Origin of the sequence: Actinomadura sp. 6N118 (assembly GCF_044326415.1) — a bacterium.
In the GTDB taxonomy this organism is placed as follows: Bacteria; Actinomycetota; Actinomycetes; order Streptosporangiales; family Streptosporangiaceae; genus Spirillospora.
The window spans coordinates 227,202-249,335 of record NZ_JBIRAZ010000015.1; the positions used below are offsets into that span (position 1 = coordinate 227,202).

At 68.4% G+C, this 22,134-nt stretch carries 21 protein-coding genes and 2 pseudogenes; 9 read left to right on the plus strand and 14 right to left on the minus strand.

Going from position 1 to position 22,134, the window contains the following annotated elements; genetic code table 11:
• Positions 1-14: 14 nt before the first annotated feature.
• Positions 15-434 carry a hypothetical protein gene (locus tag ACH34W_RS34855; RefSeq protein ID WP_395965403.1) on the minus strand — a complete coding sequence of 140 codons (420 nt, stop codon included), beginning with the start codon at positions 432-434 and terminating at the stop codon, positions 15-17.
• 141 nt (positions 435-575) lie between these two features.
• On the opposite strand from ACH34W_RS34855, the gene ACH34W_RS34860 reads away from it, so the two are divergent.
• Both ACH34W_RS34860 and ACH34W_RS34865 read left to right on the plus strand, forming a co-directional pair.
• Positions 576-1,259, plus strand: coding sequence for a response regulator transcription factor (locus tag ACH34W_RS34860; RefSeq protein WP_395965404.1), 684 nt, complete (start codon positions 576-578; stop codon positions 1,257-1,259).
• Positions 1,256-2,602: a histidine kinase dimerization/phospho-acceptor domain-containing protein gene (locus tag ACH34W_RS34865; protein ID WP_395965406.1), complete on the plus strand. Its 1,347-nt coding sequence runs from the start codon at positions 1,256-1,258 to the stop codon at positions 2,600-2,602. The genes ACH34W_RS34860 and ACH34W_RS34865 overlap by 4 nt, the downstream gene beginning before the upstream one ends.
• 95 nt (positions 2,603-2,697) lie before the next feature.
• Here ACH34W_RS34865 and ACH34W_RS34870 read toward each other — a convergent pair whose 3' ends face one another.
• The gene (locus ACH34W_RS34870; RefSeq protein WP_395965407.1) at positions 2,698-3,549 is read right to left on the minus strand and encodes an SAM-dependent methyltransferase; all 852 of its coding nucleotides are present in this window, start codon (positions 3,547-3,549) and stop codon (positions 2,698-2,700) included.
• A 468-nt stretch (positions 3,550-4,017) separates the two neighbouring features.
• On the minus strand, positions 4,018-4,596 hold the full coding sequence (locus ACH34W_RS34875) for a TetR/AcrR family transcriptional regulator (RefSeq protein WP_395965408.1): 579 nt from the start codon (positions 4,594-4,596) through the stop codon (positions 4,018-4,020).
• Positions 4,597-4,669: 73 nt separating this feature from the next.
• On the opposite strand from ACH34W_RS34875, the gene ACH34W_RS34880 reads away from it, so the two are divergent.
• A complete protein-coding gene (locus ACH34W_RS34880; RefSeq protein WP_395965409.1) occupies positions 4,670-6,118 on the plus strand; it encodes an amidase in 1,449 nt (482 codons plus the stop codon).
• On the opposite strand, the gene ACH34W_RS34885 is transcribed toward ACH34W_RS34880, so the two are convergent.
• Genes ACH34W_RS34885 through nfi form a run of 6 tightly spaced genes read right to left on the minus strand, consistent with a single transcriptional unit; the run spans position 6,099 to position 12,051 of the window.
• The gene (locus ACH34W_RS34885) at positions 6,099-6,860 is read right to left on the minus strand and encodes a glucose 1-dehydrogenase (RefSeq protein ID WP_395965410.1); all 762 of its coding nucleotides are present in this window, start codon (positions 6,858-6,860) and stop codon (positions 6,099-6,101) included. The genes ACH34W_RS34880 and ACH34W_RS34885 overlap by 20 nt on opposite strands.
• On the minus strand, positions 6,847-8,961 hold the full coding sequence (locus tag ACH34W_RS34890) for an acetate--CoA ligase family protein (RefSeq protein WP_395965411.1): 2,115 nt from the start codon (positions 8,959-8,961) through the stop codon (positions 6,847-6,849). Before ACH34W_RS34890 ends, ACH34W_RS34885 begins: the two co-directional genes overlap by 14 nt.
• Positions 8,962-8,963: 2 nt before the next feature.
• Positions 8,964-10,538, minus strand: a complete 1,575-nt coding sequence (locus ACH34W_RS34895) for a class I adenylate-forming enzyme family protein (RefSeq protein ID WP_395965412.1) — start codon at positions 10,536-10,538, stop codon at positions 8,964-8,966.
• 46 nt (positions 10,539-10,584) lie between these two features.
• Positions 10,585-10,929, minus strand: a complete 345-nt coding sequence (locus ACH34W_RS34900) for a VOC family protein (RefSeq protein WP_395965413.1) — start codon at positions 10,927-10,929, stop codon at positions 10,585-10,587.
• On the minus strand, positions 10,926-11,324 hold the full coding sequence (locus ACH34W_RS34905; protein WP_395965414.1) for a Zn-ribbon domain-containing OB-fold protein: 399 nt from the start codon (positions 11,322-11,324) through the stop codon (positions 10,926-10,928). Before ACH34W_RS34905 ends, ACH34W_RS34900 begins: the two co-directional genes overlap by 4 nt.
• Positions 11,325-11,370: 46 nt before the next feature.
• The gene (gene nfi, locus ACH34W_RS34910; protein ID WP_395965415.1) at positions 11,371-12,051 is read right to left on the minus strand and encodes a deoxyribonuclease V; all 681 of its coding nucleotides are present in this window, start codon (positions 12,049-12,051) and stop codon (positions 11,371-11,373) included.
• 79 nt (positions 12,052-12,130) lie between these two features.
• Here nfi and ACH34W_RS34915 point away from each other — a divergent pair, with 79 nt between their 5' ends.
• Both ACH34W_RS34915 and ACH34W_RS34920 read left to right on the plus strand, forming a co-directional pair.
• Positions 12,131-12,673, plus strand: coding sequence for an RNA polymerase sigma factor (locus ACH34W_RS34915; RefSeq protein WP_395965416.1), 543 nt, complete (start codon positions 12,131-12,133; stop codon positions 12,671-12,673).
• Positions 12,670-13,707, plus strand: a complete 1,038-nt coding sequence (locus ACH34W_RS34920) for a CU044_5270 family protein (RefSeq protein WP_395965417.1) — start codon at positions 12,670-12,672, stop codon at positions 13,705-13,707. The genes ACH34W_RS34915 and ACH34W_RS34920 overlap by 4 nt, the downstream gene beginning before the upstream one ends.
• A gap of 288 nt (positions 13,708-13,995) precedes the next feature.
• Here the strand turns inward: ACH34W_RS34920 and ACH34W_RS34925 are convergent.
• The 3 genes and pseudogenes from ACH34W_RS34925 to ACH34W_RS34935 form a co-directional block, all read right to left on the minus strand.
• A pseudogene (locus ACH34W_RS34925) lies at positions 13,996-14,977 on the minus strand (IS701 family transposase).
• Positions 14,978-15,740: 763 nt separating this feature from the next.
• The gene (locus ACH34W_RS34930) at positions 15,741-15,980 is read right to left on the minus strand and encodes a hypothetical protein (protein WP_395965418.1); all 240 of its coding nucleotides are present in this window, start codon (positions 15,978-15,980) and stop codon (positions 15,741-15,743) included.
• A gap of 4 nt (positions 15,981-15,984) precedes the next feature.
• The gene (locus tag ACH34W_RS34935; RefSeq protein ID WP_395965419.1) at positions 15,985-16,362 is read right to left on the minus strand and encodes an ATP-binding protein; all 378 of its coding nucleotides are present in this window, start codon (positions 16,360-16,362) and stop codon (positions 15,985-15,987) included.
• A gap of 143 nt (positions 16,363-16,505) precedes the next feature.
• On the opposite strand from ACH34W_RS34935, the gene ACH34W_RS34940 reads away from it, so the two are divergent.
• From ACH34W_RS34940 to ACH34W_RS34955, 4 genes and pseudogenes are all read left to right on the plus strand, one after another.
• A complete protein-coding gene (locus ACH34W_RS34940) occupies positions 16,506-17,294 on the plus strand; it encodes a Scr1 family TA system antitoxin-like transcriptional regulator (RefSeq protein WP_395965420.1) in 789 nt (262 codons plus the stop codon).
• A complete protein-coding gene (locus ACH34W_RS34945; RefSeq protein WP_395965421.1) occupies positions 17,285-17,467 on the plus strand; it encodes a DUF397 domain-containing protein in 183 nt (60 codons plus the stop codon). Before ACH34W_RS34940 ends, ACH34W_RS34945 begins: the two co-directional genes overlap by 10 nt.
• Positions 17,468-17,743: 276 nt before the next feature.
• Positions 17,744-18,001, plus strand: a complete 258-nt coding sequence (locus ACH34W_RS34950) for a hypothetical protein (protein WP_395965422.1) — start codon at positions 17,744-17,746, stop codon at positions 17,999-18,001.
• A 74-nt stretch (positions 18,002-18,075) separates the two neighbouring features.
• Positions 18,076-18,252, plus strand: a pseudogene (locus tag ACH34W_RS34955) (hypothetical protein); the annotation flags it as partial.
• Between the two features lie 381 nt (positions 18,253-18,633).
• Here the strand turns inward: ACH34W_RS34955 and ACH34W_RS34960 are convergent.
• A complete protein-coding gene (locus ACH34W_RS34960) occupies positions 18,634-20,316 on the minus strand; it encodes an asparagine synthetase B family protein (RefSeq protein WP_395965423.1) in 1,683 nt (560 codons plus the stop codon).
• Between the two features lie 16 nt (positions 20,317-20,332).
• Positions 20,333-22,105, minus strand: coding sequence for an asparagine synthase (glutamine-hydrolyzing) (gene asnB / locus ACH34W_RS34965; RefSeq protein WP_395965424.1), 1,773 nt, complete (start codon positions 22,103-22,105; stop codon positions 20,333-20,335).
• Between the last annotated feature and the right edge of the window lie 29 nt (positions 22,106-22,134).

The following is a 22,134-nucleotide window of genomic DNA, read 5'->3' on the forward strand; positions in this document are numbered from 1 at the left end:
TAGAACCCAGAGACTCAGTACTCGTACACCTGCACGACCGGGTCATGCTCGTACCAGGTGGCGATCACCGACGAGGTGTGGTCGCCGCCGAGGAAGTCGACCCGCAGCCAGTCCGCACCCGGGGTGACGCGGGTCGCGTATCCGGGGTTGGAGATCGCCGAGACCAGCCGCACCTTGCCGCCCGTCATCGACAGGGCGGCCCGGCCGCCCTTGGTCGCGTAGCTGCGCACATTGCCCGTCCGCGGCTCGTCCCGCCCACCCGATCCGGACGGACCCTGAGAGCGTTGCGGGGTGGGGGCAGGGCGGGGAGTGGGAGTGGTCCGGTCGTCGGGAACGCCCGAGGGATGCGGCTTGGCGGTGGCGGTGCCCAGACTGGTGGGGCCAGGCAAATTGGACGGGCTGGCGTTGATGACCTGACCCGCGATCGGCGGCATGGACCTTTCGGACACAGCGCTGCGTACGACGTTGCGTACTCCAAGCCACGAGAGAGTCACAGCAAGCGCCGTGACCCCGACCCAGGGGGCAACATACGACATCGTGCGACGCATTCGCACATGGTGGCATACGGTGCGGGCATGGCGAGTGTGCTGGTGGTGGAGGACGACGCGAACGTCCGTACCGCCTTGATCAGGGAGCTGAGTGCGCGATCCCATGTGGTGCGCAGTGTCGGGACCGCGATGGACGCGCTGCGTGAAGTGACGCAGGCCCCTCCCGACGTGGTGATTCTCGATCTCGGGCTGCCCGACTTGGACGGTGCCGAGGTGCTCAAGATGTTGCGGGGGGTGACAGACGTACCGGTGATCATCGCGACTGCGCGTGACGATGAGCCGGAGATAGTCCGCTTGCTGAACGCGGGCGCCGACGATTATTTGATCAAACCGTTCTCCGCCGAGCATCTGAGTGCCCGGTTGTCCGCGGTGCTGCGCCGTTCGGGACGGACCGGGCCCACCGCGGAGCTGTCGGTCGGCGGGCTCCGCATCGACCTGGACCGCCGAGAGGTGACGCTGGACGGCACGGCGCTGGAGCTCACCCGGCGGGAGTTCGACCTGCTGGCCTACCTGGCCGCGCGGCCGGGCCGGGTGGTGGCCCGGCGCGAGCTCCTGGCCGAGGTCTGGCGGCAGGCGTACGGCGACGACCAGACCATCGACGTCCACCTGTCGTGGCTTCGCCGCAAGCTGGGTGAGACCGCGGCAGCCCCGCGCTATCTGCACACCGTGCGCGGCGTCGGGGTCAGGCTGGCTGAGCCCGGACCATCATGAGGCGCACGCTTGTTCTGGTTTCGCTGGCCGTCACGTCGATGGTCGCGCTGGCCTTCCTCATCCCGCTCGGCCTGACGGTGCGGGAGATCGCCCGTGACCGGGCCCTGACCACCGCCGAACGTCAGGCGAGTGCGCTCGGCCCGGTCCTGGTCGTCACGCAGGACCCCGCCGCGCTCGAACGGGCCGTCGCCAGCACCCAGGCCGGCGCCGGCCAGCGGATGCGGGTGCACCTGCCCGACGGCCAGACCATTCCCAGGGCCGAGAGCGAGACCGGGCGGCGCGCCAAGCCCGCCCAGCTGGCGGAGGCGGGTCGGCGCGGCCGTTCCTACACCGCAGGCGTAGACGGCGGCTACGCGCTCCTACAGCCCGTCTCACTGGACGGCGGGCGCGCGGCCGTGGTCGAGGTGTACGTGCCGGACGGCGACCTCTCTCAGGGCGTCTGGAAGGCCTGGGTGGTCATGACGTTGGTCGCCGGCGCTCTGGTGGCGGGTTCCGTCGCGGTCGCCGACCGGCTGGGTGCCCGGGTGATCCGGTCCACCCGGCGGCTGGCGGAGGCGGCCGGCTCGTTCGGCGACGGCGATCTGAGTGTGCGGATCGACCCCGACGGCCCCCCGGAGCTGGTCGAGGCGGGCGTGGCGTTCAACGCCATGGCCGACCACGTGGTCCAGCTGCTGGCCGCCGAACGGGAGATGGCCGCCGACCTGTCCCACCGGCTGCGGACGCCGCTGGCCGCTCTCCGGCTCAACGCCGAGGCGCTGGGCGACGGCCCGGTCCCCGACCAGACCCGGGATGCCGTGGACCGTCTCGAACGCGAAGTGGACCTCATCATCCGGACCGTGCGGCGCCCCACCGGGCGCGGCAGCTGCGACGCCTCCAAGGTGCTCGCCGACCGGGTGGCGTTCTGGTCGGTGCTCGCCGAGGACGAGGGCAGGTCCTGCGAGCTCATCGGCGCCAACCGGCCCGCGGAGCTGCCGCTGCCGGCCAGCGAGCTCGCAGCCGCCGTGGACGCGCTGCTGGGCAACGTGTTCCGGCACACCGCAGAAGGCACGGCTTTCGCGGTGACGCTGCATGTGGGGCAGGGCGTGACCGGAATCCTCGTCGCCGACGCCGGACCCGGGATCGGCGACCCCGACGCCGCCCTGCAACGCGGTCGCAGCACCGGCGGCTCGACCGGCCTCGGGCTGGACATCGCCCGCCGCGCCGCCGAGGCGACCGGCGGCTACGTGCGCATCCACCGCTCGGTCCTGGGCGGTGCGCAGGTGCAGATGTGGTTCCGCACCCGGTGGCTGCCTCCGCAGCGCCGCTCCCGCCGTCTGGTCCGCCGCCGCCACTCGCGGACGTAACGAAGGCGTAGACCGAGAGAGACGTAGAGAAGCCGAGAGAAGACTTAGGGAGACCGTACGGCCGGGGGCACCGCTGGGAACCCCCGGCCATACGTTCAGCGTTTGACGGCCACGCCGCCGTAACCCCAGACGTTGGCCAGGCTCAAGCTGGGATCGTCAGGCTCTCCGTCGGGGTTCCAGTCGCTCACCAGACCGGGTTCGACCAGCTCGACGCCTTCGAACATCCGGAGGATGTCGGCGTGGGACCGCATGGTCATGGGGGAGGAGGCGTTCCGCCATTGCGCCGCGCCTTCGGCGCCCTGCTTGGGATTGGGGTCGAGCGAGGCGTGCGTCAGGACCAGGTAGCTGCCCGGCGCCAGCGCGTCCACCAGGCGCGCCACGATGCCGTGCGGGTCCTCGTCGTCGCGGATGAAGTGCAGGATCGAGACGAGCATGAGCGTGACCGGCTTGCCGAGGTCCAGCACGTTCCGGATCTCGTCGGCGGCGAGGATCTTCTCCGGCTCGCGCAGGTCCGCCTGCACGAACGTGGTCCGGCCGCGCCCGTCACTGGTCATCAGCGCCCGGGCGTGCGCCAGCACGATCGGGTCGTGGTCGACGTAGGCGATGCGTGCCTCGGGCGCGAGCTCCTGCGCCACCTCGTGCGTGTTGCCGGCGGTGGGGATGCCGGTCCCGATGTCGAGGAACTGCGTCACGCCGCGGCGCACCGTGTAGCGGACCGCGCGGCGCAGGAACTGCCGGTTGAGGCGCAGCGAGTTCTGCATGTCCGGGATCGCCTGGATGATCTTCGCCGCCACCTGGCGGTCGGCCTCGAAGTTGTCCTTGCCGCCCAGCATGTAGTCGTAGATCCGCGCCGTGTGCGGTTTGGTGGTGTCGATCTCAGGCGGCATCACCGTCTCCGCCTCGGCGGCGGAGGGCAGCCGCCACGGCGGTTCCCTGCGTTCGGACATGGGGCCACCTCCGGGAGGCTGACGGGGGAAGTCGTCGATCATGAAGATCGTACCTACCTGGACCCCCTTTCAGGGCCTGATTCGGGACGTTCCGTTGTTCCGGTCAACGAAGGACCGCAATTCGGATCGGCCGTGCAACACGTGGAAAGTGTTGCCAGATCGGCGATTCCGTCCCTGGCGCCCGATTCTGATTAGCCCCTCCTCAGGCGCTCTTTAAAGGAGGCTTAAGCGCGTTCCTTACGGGAGTGGAGCGCCATAACGTCTCAGGTGTCACATCGGAGACACGGCGGAGGTGCACAGGCTGGAGAGCACGGTGAACGTCGGCTGAGGTTCCGACCTAGCTTCCTGAATGAGACGAGCTTCCGGCCCGTACGGCCTGTACCCCGCTCGGGGGCCGTGCGGGCCGCAGGCGTTCCCGGGGTCGTTCCGAGAGCTTTCCGAGGTCAGCCGAGACGTTCGCAGGTTCAGTCAGTCCGAGGTGGAGTTGAGAGCGCCGCGCAGGAGGAGACGGAACGCGTCGGCGGTGCCGGCGGCGGAGGTGTCTCCGGTGGAGAGGCGGCGTACGGCGAGGCCGTACAACATGGCGACGACGGCGGGCGCGTGGCGTTCGGCGTCGGGGATGCCGAGCGCGTTGAGGACGGCCGTGGCGAGCCGGTCGTAGGCGGCGACCGAACGGGCCGAGGTGTCGCGCACGCCGGGGTCGCGGGCGGCGTGCAGGTGGAGTTCGAGGTTGGCGATCTGCTCGGGCCCGTACGCGAAGTCGATGATGGCCTTTTCAACCAGGTCGGCGGCCTGGTCGGGGTCGACATCGGCGTCGCGCAGCCGGATCACGTAGGCGGTGATGCGGGCGATCTCGGAGTCGACGAAGGCCTGGAGGCTCTCCCGGAGCAGATCGGTCTGGCTCGGGAAGTGGTAGGTGAGCGAGCCGAGCGAGACACCGGCCGCCTTCGCGACGGCGCGGTTGGTCACGGCGCCGATGCCCTGCTCGCCGATCAGCCGCAGGGTGGCGGTCAGGATCCGGTCACGTGCCGCGTGCGAGGTGCTCACTGGCCCAGTCTTCCGTACGGCCCATGCGGGCGCTATCGTTCGTTCGAACGAACGATACGTGAGAGGGGCGGTCGTGCGCGACTATCTGGGCTTGGCCGAGCAGGCGGAACTGCTGGCGCGCGGTGAGATCTCGGCCGTGAAACTGGTCGAGCACTCGCTGGCGCGGATCGAGGCGGGAGCCGACCTCGGCGCGTTCCGTGTCGTGCGGGCCGAGGCGGCGCTGGCGGAGGCGGCCCAGGCGGACAAGCGGCTGCAAGACGCCAGGGGGGCGGTGGGGCGTAGCCAGGGGGGTGAAACAGGGCGCCTCCCGTTGCTCGGCGTGCCGGTGGCCATCAAGGACGACACCGACCTGGCGGGGGAGACCACGCCGTTCGCGGTGATCGGCGACCACAAGCCCGCCACCCGGGACGCCGAGCAGGTGCGGCGGCTGCGCGCGGCCGGCGCGATCATCGTGGGAAAGACGACGACGTGCGAGATCGGGTTGTGGCCGTTCAGCGAGTCGCCGGGGTACGGATGCGCGCGCAACCCGTGGAACCCGGACCACACGCCGGGCGGGTCGTCCGGCGGCTCGGCTGCCGCGGTGGCCGCCGGGATGGTCGCGGCGGCGGTGGGCTCGGACGGGGCGGGCTCGATCCGGATCCCGGCGGCCTGGACGGGGCTGGTGGGGATCAAGCCGCAGCGGGGCCGTGTCTCGGGCTTCCCGCACCGTGATCCGTTCAACGGGATCACCGTCTGGGGGCCGCTGGCGAGGAACGTGAGGGACGCGGCGTTGCTGCTGGACGTCCTGACCGGCTGCCACGCGGAGGACGTCTACCAGCTGGACTCGCCCGGCACCCCGTTCGCGGCGGCGGCGACTCGGGACCCGGGGCGGCTGCGCATCGCGATCTCGTTCAAGACGGCGTTCGGCGTCAGCGGCAAGCTCGACCCGGAGATCCGCCTCGCCGTCGAACGGATCGCCCGGCGGCTGACGGACCTCGGGCACAAGGTCTTCCCCGCCGACCCCGACTACGGGCTGATCGCCCTCGGGCTGGTCCCGCGCGGGACGGCGGGCGTGGCGGACTGGCTCGACTCGATACCGAACCCCGTGCCGGAGCCGCGGACGGCGGTCGAGGCGCGGCTCGGGCGGCTGGTCGGCAAGCGCCTGCTGCCACTGGCCAAGCGCATGGACCCCGGTCTGCGGCGGCGGGTCGGCCGGATCTTCCAGTACGCGGACGTGGTGCTCACCCCGACGACGGCGCAGCTGCCGCTGAAGGTGGGCGCGTTCGACGGCGCGGGCTACCAGAAGACGCAGTCGGGCGTCGCCGCGGCCTGCCCCTACGCGTGGACGTGGAACGTCCTGGGCTGGCCCGGCGTGAACGTCCCCGCCGGATTCAGTTCCTCGGGTCTGCCGATCGGCGCGCAGCTGCTCGGCCACGACTCCGACGAGGCGACGCTCATCTCGCTCGCCGCCCAGCTGGAGAAGGCGGAGGGCTGGGCCGAACGACACCCGGGCCAGGAGCCGGTCAGTAACCAGCACCCGTGAGCATGCCGCCGTCCACGAGCACCTCGCTTCCGGTGCAGTACGAGGAGTCGTCGGAAGCGAGGTAGACGACGAGGCCGGAGACCTCCCGGGTCTTGCCCATCCGGCCGAGGGGCAGCGCCTTCATGAACGCGTCGGCGGACTCGGCGGTCGCGGCCACCACGTCCTCCTGGAGCGACATCGCGGTGAGCACGCCGCCGGGATGGATCGAGTTGACCCGGATGCCGTACTCTCCGAGCTCGCGCGCGGCCGCCTTGGTCAGGCCGCGCACGCCGAACTTGCTGGCGCTGTACGCGGCGAGCCCGGACCCGCCGATGAAGCCCTCGGTCGACGAGACGTTGACGATGGAGCCGCCGCCCGACTCGCGCATCGCGGCCGTGACGGCCTTGATCCCGAGCCACTGGCTGACCAGGTTGACGTCGAGGACCTGCTTGAACTCCTCCAGCGCCATGTCCTCGATCTTCTTGTGGCGCATGATCCCGGCGTTGTTCACCAGGGCGTGCAGCCCGCCGTAGGCCTCGACGGCGGTGCCCACGGCGGACCGCCAGTCGTCCGGGGCGGTGACGTCCATGCGCAGGAACCGCACGGCGTCGCCCAGGTCGGCGGCGAGCTTGGCGCCCTCCTCCTCGAGCAGGTCCCCGAAGACGACCTTGGCACCCTCGTCCACGAAGCGCCGCACATGGGACTTGCCCATGCCGCGGGCACCGCCCGTGATCAGTGCCACCTTGCCGTCAAGCTGTCCCATGCACGCTCCTCTTGCCCGCGGCCACCGCGACCGCCGCGGCCTCCATGTTCCGGTAGACAGGTACCCCGGCTTCCCGCGCGACCTCCCGCACGGCGTCCTCCACCCCGGCTGGAGCACACTCGGCGTTACGCGTGACCAGTGTGATCCGGGTGCCGGGCAGCTCCCGCTGCAGCGCGCCCACGCTGCGCGTGTACGCCAGCAGCGGATCGGCGCTGTTTCCGAAGGTGAAGAAGCTTTGCACGTTGACGTGTGTGATGACGTCGGCGTACGGCCGTTCCGCCAGGATCGCCGTCACCGCGAGCCGCACCAGGTCGGGGTTGCCGCGCGGCCCGACCGGAATCTCCAGCGGGTTGGCGAGCGAACTGCCCGCGCCCAGCCCGAGCTCCTTCAATGCGACCCGTGCCTCCTCGGGGAGCGCGGCCAGGTCCAGCCCGGCCGCGTCGAAGACGTCGGCGGCCAGCACGCTGGCGCCGCCGCTCGGCCCGATGATGAGGATCTCGTTCTCTGTTCCGGGCGGCGTGCCCGGAGCACCCCGGCCGGCGTGCAGGTCGAAGAAGTCCAGCGTGCCGATGAGGTCGTCCTGGCTGGTGACGATGGCCATGCCCGTCTGCTCGCCCAGCGCCGACCAGACGCGGGTGTCGCTGACCATGCCGCCGGTGTGCGAGGCGGCGGCCTTCTGCCCCTGCCCGCTCCGGCCGCCGATGAGCGCGACGACCGGCTTGTGAACGTGGCGCAGCGCCTCGAAGAGCCCGCGCCCGTCGCGCGGATCCTCCAGATACAGCCCGATCGAGCCGGTCTCGTCATCGTCCGCCAGGTAGCGCAGCAGCTCGGCGGGCGTCACGTCGGCGCTGTTGCCGACCGTCGCCACCTTGGAGAACGAGAGCCCGCGGCGTTCACCGACCTTGATGACCTCGCCCGCCAGCCCGCCGCTCTGGGAGATGACGGCGATCCGGCCCGGCCGTCCGGGCTCGCCGCCGATGAACGTCTGGCCGCCTGAGGGGGAGTAGACGCCCATGCAGTTGGGCCCGAGGAGCCGTACACCGGCCTCCCACGCCGCCGCGAGCAGTTCGGCTTCCAGCTCCGGATTCCCCATCTCCCGGAAGCCGCCGCTCATCACCTGCACAAAGGAGATTCCAGAAGCCTGCCGTACGACATCGGGGCACTGCTTGGCAGGCACCGCCACCAACGCGTAGTCGATGTCCTCCCCGGCCTCCGCAAGCGAGGGGACGCACGGAACCCCATCGATCTCGGAGGCCGCCGGATGCACGGCGACAAGCCGGCCCTTGAAACCCATGGCCTTGTAGAACCCCAGGAACATGTTCCCGAAGTTGGGTTTCTTGGTAGACGCCCCGACCACCGCAATCCCCCGAGGCGCGAACAACCGCCCGAAGTCCCCCTGCGGGACCGCAGTCTCGGCCTGCATGGTCGAAGGCCCGTCGAGCGAGCCGGGCCCGACAATCCGGGCGTCCACGGCCATCGCACCCGCCGGGGTGCAGATCACTGGGTTGAGCTCGAATTCGACGAGGCGTTCGCCCAGGGTCTCGACGATTCCGCCGGGGCCGCCTACCGCCAGGAGCAGTTTGACCAGGGCGTCCTTGTCGATTGCCGGCTGGCCGCGGTAACCGTCCAGCAGGGCCTTGCCGCGCAGCTCGTCGAGCATGGCGCGGGCGTCGGCCTCGGTGATCGGGCACAGCCGCAGCGACGTGTCCCGCAGTGCCTCGGTCCAGACGCCGCCGAGGCCCACGAGCAGGACCGGCCCGAACGCGGGGTCGCGGACCGCGCCGACGATGACCTCGACGCCGGGCGCGGCCTGCTCCTCCACCAGGAAGCCGTCCGGGACGATGTCCTGCCCGGCGAGGGCGTAGAGCATCTCGGCCCCGGCCGCAGCCGCGGTGCCCGCCGAGCCTAGGTTCAGGCGGACGGCCCCGGCGTCGCTCTTGTGGAGCAACTGGGGACCGTACGCCTTGACCACCAGGGGCGGGGCCAACTCCGCGGCGACCGCTTCCAGACCCTCGTGGGTCGCGGCGGTCGCGCCGCGCGGCACGTCCACCCCGAACCCCGAGACCCATGCCTTGACGACGTGCTCAGGGAGATGGCTCAAAATCAACCCACCTGGTCGGCGTACTGGTCACGGATGCCGCGGCGCAGCAGCTTGCCCGGGCCGCCGGATGCGTCCTGTGTGTGCGGCAGCTCATCGGCGACGACGACCGTGTCCGGCGCCAGGTGAACGGGGAGGCTCTCCACCAGCGCGGCCTTCACGGCCTCGGCGTCCAGTGTGGACCCGGCGCGCGGGACCACGGCCAGAAGGATCTTCTGCTCGGCCGCGTCCTGGCCCTCCGGGTGCGCGGGCACGCCGACCGCGCCGGCCTCCGCCACGCCGTCGACCTTGATGGCGGCGCCTTCGATCTCGACGGGCTGTGTCCACTGGCCGCCCTTGAGGATGGCGTCCTCGCGGCGGCCGAGCACGTACAGGAAGCCGTCCTCGTCCACGCGGCCCAGGTCGCCGCCCACGTACCAGCCGTCCCTCAGCACGTCGGCGGTCTTGTCGGGCTGCTTGTCGTAGCCGACCATGACGTGCGGCCCGTTGAGGTTGATCTCACCGACCTCGCCGACGACGCGCTCGCCGTTCGGGTCGGTGACCCGCACCGCGCACGACATGCGGGCCCGGCCGGACGAGGAGATGTCCTGGCTGCCGTCGTCCTGGCGGCCGAAGCAGGTGTACGGCGCCTCGGTCTGCCCGTAATAGCTGTAGATCGCGGCGCCGGGGATGCGCTCCATGATGCGCTCGCGCAGCGCGGGCAGCAACGCTTCGCCGCCGAGCATGATGGCCTTGAGCGAGGAGAGGTCGGCGTCCTTGTGCTCGTCGGATCCCAGCAGGGCGGAGAAGAAGCTGGGGATGAGGCTGACGTGCGTGACCTTCTCGCGCGGTACGACCTTGAGGAAGTTGGACGGGCCCCAGTCCTGCTCCAGGACGAGTTTCATCCCGGCGTAGAAGGCCGGGCCTACGAGCGCAGGGAAGCCGATGCCCCAGATGATGGCGCCGGTCCCCATCACCGAATCCTGGTCACAGTCGACGTCCAGCCAGATCTGCGCGATGGACAGCGAGCTGAAGTGCGTGTGCATGACGGCCTTGGGGAGGCCCGTCGTGCCGGAGGTGTAGTAGAGCGCCAGCAGGTCGTTGCCGAAACCGCCCAGCGGTGGCTCCCCGTCGCTCGCGCTCTCGGCGAGCGAGTCCAGATCGACCGAGTCGCTTCCCGCGCCGCCGACGCGGAGCCACAATTTCACGTTCGGCAGCTTGGGACGGATCGACTCGACCAGTTCCTCGACCGTGGCGTCGTAGACGAACGCGGTGCACTCGGAATGCTCGACCACCTGCTGCAGGGTCTCGGCCGGCCAGTAGGGGTTGAGGGCGGCGACCGTGGAGCCGATCTTCATCTGCGCGAGGTAGACCTCGGCGACGTGCAACGTCTCGTTCATCAGCGAGGCCACCCGCATGCCCGGCGTCACCCCGGCCGCGAGCAGCGCGTGCGCCACCCTGTTGACCTTCCGGTTCAGCTGGTCATAGGTGAAGCTCTGGTCGCCGCAATAGGTCAGCGCCACCTTGTTGGGCGTGCGCAGCGCGTTCGCGGTCAGGATCGCGTAGGCGTAGTTGCTGAAGGGGGAGTTCTCTCGCGCCACGGCTGGTCTCTCCTTCGACTCCGGCAGAGGGATGGGCGGCGGGGGGCTACTTGCGGCTCGCGTAGAGCACGAACGGGTTGCCGGCGGGGTCGCGCAGCACGGCGCGCACCTCGTGCGGCCCTTCCTCGGGACCGCGGACCAGCGTCGCGCCGGCCGCGGTCAGCTTCGCCGCCAGCGCGGCGACGTCATCGACTTTGAACGACACCGCGGGCGTCCCGCCGGTCACGTCCTCCTCGGGCCCGGCGATCGCGAACGTGGTGCCGCCGCCGTCCAGCGCCGCGAACCGGTCGCCGTCCTGGAACTTCACGGCCAGGCCGAGCGCGTCGCGGTAGAAGCGGACGGCCTCGTCCACGTCCTTGGCGCCGTAGAGGACGTTGCCGATACGGGTCATGCGGGCCTCCAGGTGGGGATCGGGCCGAAGCCGTCCAGCTCGGTGAAATGCACCCCGACCGGCATCCCGATCCGCACGTCCTCCGGGACGCACCCGGTCACGTCGCCGAACACCCGCACGCCCTCGGGAAGGTCCACCCAGGCGACGACGTAAGGCGGCTCGAAGCCGGGCAGGAAAGAGCGGTGCACGACGCTGAAGGTGTGCACGGTGCCGCGGCCGCCGACCGTCTCGTACGACAGCCGGTCGCCGCCGCAGAACGGGCAGGTGGCCTCGGGGAAGTGCACGAACCGTGCGCACCCCGAGCAGCGCTGGAGCACGAGCTCGCCGCGCCGGCAGGCCGTCCAGTACGGCTCGGTCAGCGGCGCGGGAACGGGCACGGGGCGCGGGTGGTCCATCGCGGCCCAACCTAGCGCACGCTTGGTTGGTCGGACAAGGGTGTGATCAGGCGTCGCGCAGCGCGGCCCTCGACAGATGGTCGGCCCGCCGCGTCGTCTCCGGCAGCCGGAACTCCGGGCTCAGTGCGAGGGTGTGCCGGCAGGCGGTGTCCAGATCGATGCGGTGCCCCACGGACACGTACACCGGCTTGACCCCGTCCTGCGTCCGCAGCACCCGCCCGACGACGTCGCCGCTGTCGTCCAGGAGGTCCGCCGTCGCGCCCCGCCGTGGCCCCGGCTCATCGTGTTTCCCGAAAAGCCGGGTCTTGGCCACCCCCATGGTCGGCAGCCCCGTGAGCACGCCGAGATGGCAGGCCAGCCCGAACCTGCGCGGATGAGCTAGCCCGGCACCGTCGCACACGAGCAGGTCGGGCGTGGTGTCGAGCCGCCGCAGAGCCTCCAGCAGCGTCGGCAACTCACGGAACGCGAAGAGCCCCGGCACGTACGGGAACGTGGCGACACCCGTCACCACAGCCTCCTCGACCGTCTCCAGCGTGATGCCGTCCAGCACCACCACAGCCGCCGCCAACCGGTCGCCGTCCTCGGCGTACGACACGTCCAGTCCGGCGATCGTCGCGGGCCGCTGCGGACCCGGGTCGCCCAGTTCCAGCGACGACCGCAGCCGATCCTGGATCGCCTCGGCCTCCTCCGCCGTGGACGGCCACTCGTGCGACTCCTGTACCTCCATGCCTCCGAACGCTACCGCTGCAGGAGAATTTCTTCCGTCCCGCCGGTAAGGGCCGGGGCGCGCGGAGGCACTAAGGGGCATGGACGACCCGAAAGGCCGGTTCACCCGGCTCTACGACGCGCACTATCGCAGCGTCCTTCGTTACGCGCTGATCCGCGCGGCACCCGACGTTGCCGAGGACGTCGTGAGCGAGACGTTCCTCGTCGCCTGGCGTCGGCTGGACGACCTGCCGGACCAGGAACTGCCCTGGCTGCTCGGGGTCGCCCGCAACCTGCTGCGCAAACAGCACGCCACCGCGGGCCGCCGCGACGCGCTCGCCGACCGGATCGCCGCCCTGACCCCCGAAGGGGAGCTCACAGACTGGGACTTCGCCGATCGTGTGGTCGAGCGCGACAGCCTCCTGCGGGCGCTCGCCGCGCTGCCAGAGAAGGATGTCGAGGCACTCACGCTGGTGGCCTGGCATGGCCTGGAGCCGAAACAGGCCGCCCGGGTCACGGGCTGCTCGGCCGCCACGTTCCACGTACGCCTGCATCGGGCCCGCAAACGCCTGGCCGCGCGCTACCGCAGCCAGGCGGCGAACCACGCCCCCCTCACGCACGCCGTCCCACAGGAGCAGCAATGACCGACCCCATCAGCAGGCTGTCGGCCGTCCTGCCGGACGCGCTCGACGAAACGATCGACGCCACGTACGAGCGGCGCCGGGACGCCGATCTCGACCGCATCACCTCCACGCCGCGCGCCGCGGTCGCTCACCGCACCGGGCGCCGGTACGCGCGGCCGTCGTTCATGATCCTGGCCGCCGGTGCCGCCACGGCCGCGATCGTCGCCGGAGCGACCCTCATTCCGGGAGCGGACGGCGGGGAACCGCGCACCTCAGCGAGCACGCTCGCGACTGCCGACGCCAAGCAGTTCCTCTTGGCCAGCGCCAACATCGCGGCTGCCGCACCGGCCACGGAGGGCAAGTACTGGCATGTCCGCGAACGCTACTTCGAACCCGTCGTGAAGAAGGGCTTCACCGCGACGGTCGCCGTCACCCGGGACGAGTGGTTCTCGACGAACCGAGCCCGGATCGTCAACCACCAGCGTCCGGTGGTCAGCTTCCCGACGCCGGCTGACCGGCAGGCCTGGCGGCGGCTCGGATCGCCGTCGCTGGTGCCCAAGGCTGCGACGGTGGACTACCCCAAGGCGGCCGACACGCTCCGCGTGTTCGGGAATCCCTCATATCCCGCCTGGCGCGACGTGCCCGCCGACCCCGCCGAATTGGAACGGCTGGTACGGCGGCTCCAGGCGAACCCAGGCGACGGCGACTACAGGGGCCACTTGTTCAGCCTCACGGCGCACGCGCTGACCCAGCCCGCCCCGCCGCGAGTCCGGGCCGAGCTCTTCCGCATGCTCGCCAGGACGGGCGGGATCAAGGTGCTGCAAGGCGCCCGGGACCGGCTCGGCCGGGTCGGCACGGCCCTGTACCACCGCGCGGACTCGCCCCCCGGCAACCTTCAGTGGATGATCATTGAGCCGCGCCGCGCCCGGCTGCTCGCGCTCGAGGAAGGGGGCAGGCTCGGTGATCCGGCCAACTACGCGAGCGTCTACGAGGCCGCGGAGTGGACCGCAGAGCTCGGCGCGCCGGTCGGCCGGGTCACCCGGGTCCGGGACTAGTACTGCAACGGCCAATCGTGACTACGGCGGTGGGTGACCGCGGCGCTTGTAGTGGCAGCGGCGGGCTTGGCGTGGCCGCCGCCGATCAGACCAGTCGCGGACGTGGTCGAGTTGTGGCCGATTGGTGAAGCTCAACGCTGCGGGCAGGCGCCGGACTTCGTTCACGGTGAGCGGTATCAGTTCATGATCGCTGCTGGTGCCGGCCGGTTGTCCACAGGTGCTGGGTCCCCTTTTGACCGGCGGCGGCCGTTGCCTGGGCGTGGTGATCAGGTTGGCAAGATGCTGCGGTCACGGCCAGGAACGCGTGGGCCAGCATCGATTAATGTGCCGGTACCAGGCGTCGTGGTGGCGGGCCTGGTAGTGGTCCAGTCCGGCCTCGTTCTTGGCGGCCTGGAAGCATTCCTCGATCTGCCACCGGCGTCCGGCGACGCTGATCAGTTCGTCCAGGGTGGTGCGGGTCGGGCCGTAGCACTGGTGGTAGCCAGCTCGCCGTCGCTGATGCGGCGGCGGGCCAGCACCCAGCGGCCTCGCCCGGCCGCCGGTGGCCGCAGGGTGATGCGGGCCCAGCCATACCACCGTTCGCCGTGGGCGCCCGCTCCGGCCGAGCGGCGGAGCCAAGATCGAGGGCCCAGCGCGGCGACTAGGTCATCGAGTTGACTCTCGGCGATCGCACACGGTGCCGGGGCGGTGGCGTTGCGCTTGGTCGCCAGCACATAGAACACCTCGTGCTGCTCCAGCCAGCACCGCAGCTGCCGTCCTTGGCCGTAGGCCTCGTCGGCGGTCAGCCACCAAAAAGGCACGCCGGCGGCGATCGCACCGGGTGCTCGGGAACGCCCGCACGGCGACAGCGGTCCCGATCATCGATCCAGGAGGCGGGCTGGTACAGCTCCCGGTCGATCAGCGCACGACCCCGAGGCGAGGCATAGGCCAAGAACGTGCCGATCTGGCAGTTCTCGGTCCGGCCGGCGGTCCGAGTACTGCCGCTGCACCCGGCCGACCGGGTTCCCTTCTTCAAGAACCCGGTCTCGTCCACGATCAGCACTCCTTCGGCGTCGCCGAGGTGCTCAACCACGTACTGGCGCAGATCATCGCGCAGCTCATCGGCGTCCCAGCGCGCCCTGCGCAGCAGCCGCTGCATCGCATCTGGCGCGCTGTCACCGGCGAACTCGGCCAGCGTCCATCCGTTCTTGCGCTCCAGCCCGGCCAGCAAACCACGCACATACGCCAGCGCCTGCCGCCGCGGCTCCACCCGCCTGAACAGGCGCCCCATCCGGCAGCCCAACTCATCCAGCCCCGCCGCCCAAGCCTCGACATCGATGCTCACCGACCCAGCCTGCCGGGCTAACCCAGATCAACTCTCAGGAATCACAACTGGTCGTTGCAGTACTAGGCCCGGCGGCGGCAAGGTCCGCCGGTGCCGGCAACTGCGGAAACTGAGTCATCGGGTGCCTCGTCCCTGATCTCCTGAACGACCATGAAACCCTGCGACGGTCCGCCCGCGTGATCGGTTCCGGCAGCGTGGGAACCCGGCTGCGGACAGCCGTCGCCCATGATGCCGTCGTAGCGCTGGCGGAAAGCGACGATTCCCGCGCACCCGCCGACTCGATGCCGGTGCCATTGCCCGCGGACTCGGCGGCCGTTACCGCGCCGATGTCCCCGAACACCACGCGTACCCACACATCGTCAAAGGGTTCGCTGACTTTTTTGTTTGAAGTTGAGGCGGTCGCGGCCCCCGCCCCATGCCTCGCCCGCGTGGTGCGTTGTGCATCAGGTGGGAGCTGGACGGGTGAAGTGCGCTATGCGCCTCCTGCCGGCCTGGGTCATGGAAGTAGCTCAACGTCCTGCCATCGAGCCCGCTCATGCCGATAATCGGATGGTTCGGGGCTCCCCGGAACCGGGTGCGGACGTGATCCGTGAGGTGGCGTCGATGTCTGCGTCGGTCGGTCGTACACCACTGCCCGCCAGGCGCACATACCTACCACCGCACGTGACCAGGGTTGGTAGATACGGCCGGGGCGGCCCTTCGTCGAGTCCTACTCGGCATCGCGGGTCGTGGCCTTGGATCCAGTCGGTTCCGTTGACATCGTGCCCGTACTTTCGCCCTTCTTGCCCGCTTCGATGGGGGCGTAGCGCCGCCGTTGTAGCTCGTCGCGTTCGAGTTCGGTGGCGGTGAGGATCACCGGTCCGTTGGCGCGCCACACTTCCTGCACGCGCGTGAACGTCCATCGCGGAAATGCCTCTACGAGGGCGCTGAGGATCTCATCAGGGCTCATTTCGCTACGCCCCCTGCTTGACGACGGCGTACACGCATTTACCGCCACTGGCGCAGGCGTTCCATCCGACTTCGGCCGCGAGTAGTTCGATCATGGCGAGGCCTCGACCAGAGAGGGACGAATCATCCAGGGGGCGGACCACCGGAAGTTGCGGAGAGCTGTCCTCGACTTCCACGACCGGTCCGGCGTCGGCCAGATACACCCTGACGACCATCTCCGTGGTGTCGGTGTGCTGGACCACGTTCCCGGCCAACTCCGAGACGATCAACTTGCCCAGGTAGGAGTCCAGGCCCCAGGACTCGAAGATCTTTCCGGCCCAGTCGCGGGCCGCCTTCAAGGCGTCCGGGTCAGCCTGGATCACGAGTGTTGCGGGGTCCTGCACGGTGATCGCCTCCGGGAAAGTCAGTGACTTAGAGGCAAGACTCCGCAACAACGGGTAGTTTTCCAAGGAAAACAGCGCAACACAGTGCTCAAGGTGTCATCCGCTGCTCAGCGGGTGTCACCAAGTCCCCCACGGAGCCCTCTATGGCTGCTCGAAAGCCGACACCGCAGACCCTCGCGTTCGGTGCCGAGGTGACTCGACTAAGGCAGCAAGCCAGGCTCTCCCGTGCAGACCTCGCCCAAGGAGCCGCCGTCTCGCGCTCGTACATCACGCAGGTGGAAAACGGCACGACGCGGTGCCGACAGGATTTCGCGGAGCGGCTCGACCGAGTGCTCGACAGCGGCACTGCGCTGGCAGACACGTGGGAAGACCTACTGGCCAGCAGCCGGTATCCGGCGTTCTTCGCGAACTACCCAAGCGCCGAAGCCTCGGCCGTCCTGCTCCGGGGCTATGACGAGACCTACGTGTACGGCCCGTTCCAGGTGACCGAGTACCTACGGGAGTTGGCCGAGGACGACGAGGTCGCCGAAGCGCGAATCAGGCGACAGAAGGCGATACTCGCCGAGACGGGCACGCGGCCAACGATCGCGGTAGTGCTCGGCGAAGCCGTCCTGCTCCGGGAGGTCGGCGCAAGCGCAACCATGCGGAAGCAACTGTCGTTCCTGCTGGAGGTGTCCGAGTGGCCTAACGTCGTCCTCCAGGTCGCACCTATCGCCCGATATCGCGGCGTGAGCGGATCGTTCTACCTTGCGACCCAGAAGGACGGCCGGGACTTGGCGCACTTGGAGACATCGACAGGCGGAACGACAACGAGTGATCCCAGCGAGGTCTTGCACCTCGAATCAGCATTCGCGAGGCTCCAGGCGAAGGCTCTCGATCTGCAGGCGAGCCGGGAGCGGCTACGAGAGGTGACACAGAACAGATGGACGTGACCACAGCCGGTTGGCGGAAGTCCTCCCGGTCCAACGAAACAGGGCACTGCGTAGAACTTGCCCGACTCGCTCCGGATGAAGTAGGAGTCCGGGACTCCAAGAAGCCGGACGCCGGGTACATCACGCTCAGCACGAGCGTCTTCCGAGCACTCGCGGCCAAGCTCAAGGAGTAGCCCCCAACACTGAGAGACCCTCGGTCGACTGGATCCGGGGTCCTTCTTCGCCCCAGCCCTTCTCAGGGCTCCTCGTCCGGGGAGCGGGGCTTCAGCGGTGGGTGGGACTCGCGGGAGGCGCGGCGGGTCGGGTTGGGACGCGAGTACGCGGATGGCCGAGACGCTGCGGGCGGCCTCGCGGACCCCAAGTGAGCCCGGGGCCAGCAGCTCACCGAAGGGGTTCTCACGCCTGACCCCAAGCGGTTCCTCAAACGAGCGGAGCAGCATCGCCTGTACGTGCAGTACTACCTGATCGCGTTCCCGGGCCTGCGGTGTGGTGATTCGTGCGGACTGCGCTGGACCGACGTGGACCTGAAGAACGCCACGGCCGCTATCCGCTGGCAGATCACCCAGATTGGACCCGAGACCTTCGAAAACAAGCCCAAGTCCGAAGCTGGCGAGGCCAGTATCAGCCCGGACGCCAGCACCGTCACAGTGCTGCGTGCCCACAAGGCCAGGCAGAACATCGAACGCCTGGCCGCTGGTGACGCCTGAGTGGAGACCGGCCTGGTCTTCACCACGGAAACCGGTGAACCACTCAACCCCAACGAGGTCACGACCAGTTCGAGCAAATGTCCATGGAAGCCGGACTCCCGCCGATCCGCCTCCACGATCTACGCCACGGCGCAGCCTCGTTCCTGCTCGCAGCCGGATACGACATGAAGGTCGTCCAGGAGACCCTGCGGCTGTCCTCGATCGAACCCGGTCAAGGATGCCTCACAGCCGCGCCCACACTTCTCCACTAGCCACGAAACATTGAGGCTAACCACGCGGCCATCACCCTCGAAGCCGGACTGCCGGTCCATTTTGCCCACCCCACTAGCTCTGGGAACGCGGCACGAACGAGAACACCAACCGCTGGCTCCGGTAGTATTTCCCCAAAGGCACCACAGTCACTAATGACCCGGACTACCGCCAAGCCGTCGTCGATAAACCCAATAACCGGCCCCGGCGCTTCAAGGAGCCCCAAAGCAGTCTTCGTCGAGCTACTGGCCAGCGGGATTGCTTCCACTGGCTGAGGGCAGGTCGACCTCAGCTGCCTATCCCGTCTCCACCTCATCGTTCAACCCGGCTGAATTAGCCAGCAGAGTCGCTACGAGGGAAGCCCAGGCCCAGAAGCAAGGTGGTCAGCACCGTTCAACGTGTTGAACGGACGATAGTTCCCGATGCCAGAATTCGAGGAAGAGTAGGCCCCACAACAGCCGGCTTTCGTCGCTGCTTCCGTCAAGGTGTGCCCGTACAATGGCCGTGACCGTATCGGGGTCGAACCGGTTCCGTACGAAGCCATCACGTGAGAGCAAGATGTCGTGCAGGTAATGACGGGCCGGCCCTCGGAACCATTCCCCAAAGGGCAGCGCGAATTTCTGCTTGGCCTTCTGCAGAGTGGCCGTCGGTAGGATGTCACGTAGTGCGGTCTTGAGGAAAGTCTTGTCTAGCAAGCCGCCCCACTTCTGATCTGGCGCGATCGAGGCAGCATAGCGCATGAGGTCAATGTCCATAAACGGGAATACGGGATCGAGCCCGAAGCCGGAGAGGACTCTTTGATCTTTCATGTAAACACCTTCGATTAGCCATGTTCGCCATTGGCCGAAATAGAGGCGTTCGAATGGTGTGCAGCGAATATGACGGCTGTGCACGTCCCGTAGGTGACGCGCCGGCAATCCGGGGTCGACGGTCAGTGATCGCAGGAGACGATGGCGCCAGGGCGAGCGTGCGAGGCAGGTCCGCTCAAGATACCAATCCGCAAGCTCGTCAGCGTGGGTCGGAAGTCCTCGGTAGTCCTCCTCGCCATCTCGTGTCCGGGGGTAGCCGAGGATCTCATCGCCGCCTTCACCCGTGCAGACTTGGGTGCAGCCCATCTCCCTGGCCCGTTCCGCGAGAAAATACTCAGCGAACGCTGCCCTGTCGGCGTTGGGACTGTCGAAGAGCCGGACGAGTCGGGGCATCCGGTCGAGCATGGCAGGCACAATCGTGACCTCGGAATGTTCCAGGCCATAGTGTCGGGCGACCCGCCGAGCGTGCGGAGACTCGTCGTGGTCGGCCTCATGGAAGGTGGCCGTCAGCACCATGGGACGGACGTCGAGCCTCTCGACCAACAGGGCGACGTTCGTGCTCGTGTCCATTCCGCCGCTGAGAAAGGCGGCGGGGGTGCGGTTCGCGTCGATCTGCCGGATGAGCGAGGCGGTGAGCAGGTCGACGATCCCGGACGCGTGCCCGTCGAGATCGTCCTCGGCCGCGGTGTTGGATGCCAAGGAGCGTGTTTCCTCGATGCGAACATGGCCGTCCGGTGAACGGGTCAGCACTTCTCCTGGACCGAGTTGGCGCATCCCCGAAAAAGGTGTGTACGGGGCGGGAATGTACTGAAAGCTCACATAGAGGGCGAGCGCTTCAGAGCTGATCTGATCGCCCCCTTGCGGAAAGCCACCGCACCGGACAAGCCATGAAAGGTCGGTGGAGAAGGCAAAGTCACGGGCCCTTGCCGAATAGTAGGCGTGCCGGAAGCCAGCGCGGTCTCGGAGCACGGTAAATTCGGCTGACGCCTTATCGAGAAGCACCGCAACAAAGTGACCTGCGGGATCAGCGAAGGATTCTACGCCCCCGTCGTCATGTGCCCGCAGGAGGTCTCGAGCGGTGTGCGGCTCGGTCGGCTCACCCACGAGCAGACAGAGGGTCCTAGGGCTTTCGGCCTGTTGAAATCCGTTGCGCGTCCGCGAGAGGAGAATTTCGAGGTCTCGGGTTGAATGCACGATTTCGCCGTCCCACGGGGACCGATTAGCGCGATGACGGTTTCGAATCAGGAGTTCAGACATGAGGATCCCTTCGGAGTTATGTCTGAGAAAGGGAATGTCGAATGGAATCCTGCCACCAGAGTGAGACGAGTAGTGCATGGAATCGCGAGCGGTCGAACCGGGTGGTCTTTCCGGTCGCATTGCGGGCTATTCGCAGGGCAACTTTGGACGCTGTGACTTTGTCGAGCACGCCGAGTTGGGCGTCACACCAGTCCGCGAGGCTCGAGTTCAGCCACTGCGGCACCGGCGAGCCGAACCCGCGTTTGTCCACCTGCGACCAGATGGCCGCCGGAACACCGAGTTCACGGGCGAAGTCCCGGAGCAGCCTCTTGGTGTACGCGCCGCGTCTCTTGAGTTCGAGCGGCAACGCGAAACAAAACTCCGCCCACTCGTGCGCCAGAAAGGGGGAGCGTCTCTCGATGCCGAACGAGGCCGCGAGCTTGTCCGAGCTCAGTAGCAACGGTGGGAACGCGGTATGCAGGTCGACGAGAGAGATCGCCTGGCCGAGGTCCATAGCGCGGGCGAAACACTCGTGCACAAGTCGGCGTGTGGCTCCGGTGGTGTCCGGCCCGCGCAGTATCAACCGGTAGTAACGATCAGCCGCGCTGGCCCTCCGTAGCGCTCCCTCCTGGAACTTGCTGCCCAGCGGTTGGTAGGAGCCCAGTGCTGCATCAGCCGTCGCCCGGGGTCCGTCAAGAGCCAACGAGTGCCGAATGTAACCCAAGAGCAGCTCGTCGGGTCCGATGCCGCCCTGTACCACGCGGAGGCCGAGTTCGGCTGCCCTGGAATAGAGCATGTGCTCAGAGAAGAGGCTCGCGTTTCCCAGTGGATAGTCGAGATTCTTTACAATGCGCATCGCGTGCGAACGGAATTCGCCGACGGTCGGCTCGATACAGATAAGCTCCGATCCAATTTCTTCGGCGACCTTCTGGGCGAGTTCGTACTCGTCGTATCGAGTCTGTCCCGGGTAGCGCACGGTGAGCAGGACCGGCGGGCGGAGCAAGTAGGCCAGCACCGCCGAATCAAGGCCACCGCTGAGCATCAGGGCGAAGTCCCCCGCCGGTTTACGCCGTGCGACCGTATGGACCAAGAGGTCAGCGAACTCCCGTGACGCGCGGGCGTGATCACGTGGTCCGTCGGGCTTCGCCTGGTCGATCGCCCACCAGCGATGCCGCTGAATCCGCCAAGTGCGAAGGTCCAGGGTCAGGTGGTGGCCGGGCTCAAGAAGCTCGATACCGTGATAGGGCGTGCTCGACCCCAGCGGACTTTCAACCGAGAGCCATTCCGGGACAAAATAGGCCTCTAGGCCGCCCAGTTCCCTCAAGGCCTTTGTTTCCGAGGCGAACACGAACTTCCCGGGGTCGGAGTGGTAGTACAACGGCTTCTCGCCGAAACGGTCACGGGCCAGGAACAGGATCTCATTCCTTGGGTCGTACACGGCGAAGGCGAACATGCCATCGAAATAGTCCAGGCAGGCGGGACCGAGTCGCAGGTAGGCCCGCAGGACCAGATGGGCGTCCGACTCACCGGCAGCCATCGGTATCGCCCATCGGCGGGCAAGCTCCCGGTGGTTGTAGACCTGTCCGTTGTAAACGATCATCGCGCCGGACGACGCGTCACCGTAGGGGCCGGGCTTCACCGTGGGATCGACGATGGCCAGCAGGTTCATCCCGAAGACGACTCGTCCGGACCGGTCCTGTGCGACGCCGGTGCCGTCTGGGCCCCGAGAAGTCTGCCGCGCCGCCATCCGGACCACCTGATCAGCCTGCGCGGCGCCGTCAGCGCGCGCGGCTCCGACTATGCCGCACATTCGGGATCACCAAATCCGTTCGTCCGTGT